The sequence below is a fragment of the Phocaeicola sp. RTP21198st1_B8_RTP21198_201120 genome (assembly GCF_040929485.1).
GTDB lineage: Bacteria > Bacteroidota > Bacteroidia > Bacteroidales > Bacteroidaceae > Phocaeicola > Phocaeicola dorei.
In genome coordinates this window covers 1-1,094 of sequence record NZ_JBCOCI010000510.1, presented here as the reverse complement: position 1 = coordinate 1,094, position 1,094 = coordinate 1, and the positions used below count along the sequence as shown (strand labels likewise).

General features: G+C 44.4%; 1 protein-coding gene and 1 pseudogene. One reads left to right on the top strand and one right to left on the bottom strand.

Annotation, left to right across the window (positions count from 1 at the left end; all coding sequences use genetic code 11):
- A pseudogene (locus AB5935_RS27700) lies at positions 1-398 on the top strand (alanine dehydrogenase); the annotation flags it as partial.
- 148 nt (positions 399-546) lie between these two features.
- Here the strand turns inward: AB5935_RS27700 and AB5935_RS27695 are convergent.
- Positions 547-1,094 (bottom strand): NAD(P)H-dependent flavin oxidoreductase (locus tag AB5935_RS27695; RefSeq protein WP_368328063.1); only part of this gene is annotated, 548 nt, incomplete at its 5' end.

Genomic DNA, 1,094 nt, shown 5'->3' with positions numbered 1-1,094 from the left:
GCTCTGTACTGATTCCCGGTGATAAAGCACCACATTTGATTACCAAAGAAATGCTTTCAATAATGCAGCCCGGCACAGTATTAGTAGATGTAGCAATCGATCAGGGAGGATGTTTCGAGACCTCTCACCCGACCACTCACAGTGCACCGACCTATATTGTAGATGGAATCGTGCATTATGCAGTAGCTAATATTCCGGGAGCTGTACCTTACACTTCCACCCTTGCACTGACCAATGCTACCCTCCCCTATGTGATCGCTTTAGCAAATAAGGGATGGAAAAAAGCCTGCAAAGAGAATCCAGCATTAGCACTCGGATTAAATATCGTAGAAGGAAAAATCGTTTATAAGGCCGTAGCCGACGTATTTGGTTTAAAGTACGATCCTATCAGCCTATAACTATGCATTTTCACCATACAGTAACACAAAGTCTTACAGAGTTTTTTCTTTTTCAAAATAAGGCCATCTCAATGTCTTACGCCTTCGATTGATGATCTTTTAAAAAAACTCTGCAAGACTTTGTATTACTCTGTGGTGAGCTATATCTTTAAAATAAATAATCTTTCTTTGCTGCCCGTTGATAAGCCGCTACCAATTCGTCCATTACTTCTGCCACAGACTGCCGACGGGATATGATTGCCGAAACTTGTCCGATCTCCAATTCCCCTTCTTCCAGATCACCTTCGAAGATTCCTTTTTTAGCACGCCCCCGTCCTAATAAAGTTCTCAAATCTTCTGCACTAGCACCACTATCTTCAGCCTTCTCCACCGCTTCGCGGAAAGCATTCTTTACCAAACGTGTCGGAGCCAGCTTTTTCAACAACAACTTAGTATCCCCTTCACCGAGACTCAAGCAATAATCTTTAAATACCGGACTCGCTGAACTCTCTTCAGTAAGAGCAAAACGGGTTCCTATCTGTACACCTTCGGCTCCCAACACCATAGCAGCCAGTATTCCTTCTCCTGTACCGACACCTCCTGCGGCTATCAAAGGTAATGTTGTAGCCTCACGTACAGCGGGAATCAAACAGAAAGTCGTTGTTTCTTCGCGTCCATTATGCCCTCCGGCTTCGAACCCTTCTGCCACTACCGCAT